Origin of the sequence: Sulfurimonas sp., assembly GCF_027056685.1 — a bacterium.
In the GTDB taxonomy this organism is placed as follows: domain Bacteria; phylum Campylobacterota; class Campylobacteria; order Campylobacterales; family Sulfurimonadaceae; genus Sulfurimonas.
In genome coordinates, this window is the sequence record NZ_JALUKE010000141.1 from 1 (window position 1) to 3,174 (window position 3,174).

3 protein-coding genes are annotated in these 3,174 nt (G+C 39.8%); 1 reads left to right on the forward strand and 2 read right to left on the reverse strand.

The window, feature by feature from the left end:
* On the forward strand, positions 1–651 hold a 651-nt coding region (locus tag MVY38_RS06185; protein WP_297484400.1), incomplete at its 5' end, for a helicase-related protein.
* A gap of 5 nt (positions 652–656) precedes the next feature.
* Here the strand turns inward: MVY38_RS06185 and MVY38_RS06190 are convergent.
* Complete coding sequence (locus MVY38_RS06190; RefSeq protein WP_297484402.1) at positions 657–1,202, reverse strand: GNAT family N-acetyltransferase; 546 nt, start codon at positions 1,200–1,202, stop codon at positions 657–659.
* Complete coding sequence (locus MVY38_RS06195; protein WP_297484404.1) at positions 1,199–3,034, reverse strand: ATP-binding cassette domain-containing protein; 1,836 nt, start codon at positions 3,032–3,034, stop codon at positions 1,199–1,201. Before MVY38_RS06195 ends, MVY38_RS06190 begins: the two co-directional genes overlap by 4 nt.
* Between the last annotated feature and the right edge of the window lie 140 nt (positions 3,035–3,174).

Consider the following 3,174-nt stretch of genomic DNA (forward strand, 5'->3'; position numbering starts at 1 on the left):
AAACCTCAAAATGTCATTGTTTTTACTAACACAAAAATTCAAGCCAAAGAGTTAGCAGAGTCGTTAGTACAAAATAAGATAGATGCACTGGCTATTCATGGGGATTTAGAACAATATGAACGTAATGATGTGTTAGTGCAGTTTGCTAACAAGTCATGTCCTATTTTAGTAGCAACAGATGTAGCAGCTCGTGGACTTGACATCAAAGAGCTTAGTATGGTGGTAAATTATGACCTGCCTCATGGCTTTGAGACTTACACGCATCGTATAGGAAGAACAGGACGCGCAGGCGCTGAGGGAATTGCCATATCTTTATATGAGAGTTTTGAGAGTGAAAAAGCAGATGAGTATGCGAGCGATGAGGTGACATTTCTAAAAGAGAGAGCATTGAGTAAAGAGACTGCGTTTGAGATGAAACCGCAGTATGTGACGCTTGTAATTGAGGGCGGTAAAAAAGATAAACTCCGTGCAGGGGATATTTTAGGTGCATTAACGGGAGATGTAGGTCTCAAAGGTGCAAATATCGGAAAAATTGACATCTACGATAGACAAGCTTATGTTGCCATAGAAAGCAAATTTATAGACGAAGCAGAAAAACAGCTTAAAAATAGAAAAATAAAAGCGAAGAAATTTAGTGTTTGGGTACTCTAAACATTTTAATCAAGCCACTTGCAGGAGCTAAAATCTGTAAAGCTCTCCTTCTCCTCTTGCTTTTGTAACTCTTTGCGCATAATGAGAGACTCCTTGTCTCCTGCGTAACTTATGTGCTCACTCCCATTTACGACTTCAAAACCAAATTTTTCTAAAAAGCTTATGTTCTCTTTTGGCACACTAATGGAGAGTAGTTTGTAGAGCTTAGATGCTTCGCTGAGGTATTGGTTGATAAGTGCTGTTGCTATACCTTCTCCTCTAAACGCAGGCTTTATGGCAAGATTTAGCACAGGTGTGTCATCGAGTATATATGCCTTAGAATTGTGATACTCACTCAGTCGTCTACTCCAAATTGCACCAGCTATTGCTCCATCTTTAAGGGCATAAACCCCTAAGTCTTTAGCGGTAAGTCCGTAAAAATCATAGTAAATTTTTAATGCTTGAATATCTTCTAGGTTTTTATCGGTTTCATCAAGATGTTGTGAATAGTACAGCAGATCTGTTACGATTTTTTGCTCACTTGAACGCAGAAAATATAACTCTAAACTCATGTTAAATCCTCTATCTGTTTTTCGTACTCTTGGATAATCTCATCAAGTTTTGTCTGTTCGATTTCAAGGGTTTCAAAAAGCGTTTCTACTTCATTCTCCATCTCTGAAACAGTTTTTGAAAGCTCCATAAGTGTTGCACTATCTCCTGCGTTTGAAGCCTCTATAAGTGCTTCGTGCTTGAGTGAAAGGGTGTTTTCAAGCTCCATGATTTGCTCTTCAAGTTTATCTACTTTTTTCTTAAGTGGTGAAGTAAGTTTGTTTCGCTCTCGCACAAGTTCTGCACGGCGTTTTTTGTTCTCTTTTGTAGAAGATTTTGGAGCAGTTTTCTCTTTTTGCTCTGTTGTCTCATCCTCTTCCCAGCCAATTTTTTCTAAAAATTCATCGTAAGTGCCGTCGAAATATTCCGCACCCTCTTTTGCAAAGATAATGAGCCTGTCACAAACGCGACGCAGCAGCTCTTCGGAGTGGGTGACGATGATGCTTGAGCCTTGAAACTCTTTGATGGCATTGGTAAGTGCCTCTATGGATTCGATGTCAAGGTGGTTGGTCGGCTCATCTAAAAAGAGGAGGTTTACTTCTCTCGCGATAATTTGTCCGAGCATTACACGGCTTTTTTCTCCTCCAGAGAGCAGAGAGATTTTTTTGTCTGCCATATCGCCACTAAACATCATAGCTCCACAGATACCGCGAACGGTTGCTTCACTTAGTTTTGGATTGGCGTTGTATATCTCATCCATTACGGTGTTGTTTGCCGAGAGATGGGCGATGTTTGTCTGTCCAAAGTGAGCGAACTTTGTGTTTGCGTTAAAGTTTATCTCTCCTGCGTTTGGCGTAAGCAGTCCTGCAATGACATTTAAAAGGGTTGATTTACCTTTTCCGTTCTTTCCTATAATGCCGAGTGTTTCGCCTTTTGCTAGCGTAAAAGAGATGTTTTCAAAGAGTGGTTTTTGCGGTGTGTAACCAAAACTGACATCTTTGACATCGAGCAGTATCTTTGCAGGTGTGTCGGCATAGTTGAAGTTAAAACTCAGTGTAGAGTCATAGCCCAAATCTTCGAGTAGTTCCATCTTTTCAAGCTGTTTTACTTTTGACTGGGCAAGTGCGGCTGTAGATGCTCTTGCTTTGTTCTTGGCTATGAACTCTTCAAGCTCTTTGACCTTTTTATCTTGTGCGAGTTTTTGTTTTTGGTGAAGTTCATCATCTGCTAAAAGCTGGCTGTAAAACTTCTCTGTATCGCCTGCAACAAGTCGAATATTTTTGCGTACAAGCCCTGCTACATGTGTACATACTCCATCCATAAAGTTTCTGTCATGCGTAATGAGAATAACCTCACCCTCAAAACTGCGCAGAAAACTCTTCAACCATCGCAGAGAGACAATGTCAAGATAGTTGGTCGGTTCATCTAAAAGAAGTAGGTTTGGTTCTGTGACGAGGAGTTTGGCAAGGTTGATGCGTATTTGGTAACCGCCAGAAAATGAGAGTGGGTCTTTTTCCAAATCCTCTGCACTAAATCCAAGCCCAAAGAGGATTTTCTCTACACGATAGACATCATACTGCATCTCTTCGCCAAGTGCGAGTGATGCCTCTTCACGGAGTGTTTTTTCACTAAACGAGAGATGCTGTTTGAGTGTGCCTATTTTATAATTTTTAGGGATGATAACCTCGCCGCTGTCGGCATGCTCTTCCTCTGTAATGATTTTAAAAAGGGTAGATTTTCCACTTCCGTTTCGCCCGACAAGCCCGACACGGTTGCCTGCGTTTAGCTTGAAGTTCAGGTTTTTAAAAAGCTCTTGTGTTGTAAAATTTTTGGAAATATTTGTTAGTTGAATCATGTGAAGAAGTTTACTATAAATCGCTTTAAATACTCTTCATATTTTTGATACTTTAGCGTATAATTTTTTTCTCAAATTTTAAGCTAACTTATGCTTTTTTAATGGAATATTTACAATTAATAGAACACTTTCACCTCAAT

Coding starts and splice junctions, on each gene's coding strand:
- MVY38_RS06190 (WP_297484402.1), bottom strand. CDS start 1,202: ATGAGTTTAGAGTTATATTTTCTGCGTTCAAGTGAGCAAAAAATCGTA.
- MVY38_RS06195 (WP_297484404.1), bottom strand. CDS start 3,034: ATGATTCAACTAACAAATATTTCCAAAAATTTTACAACACAAGAGCTT.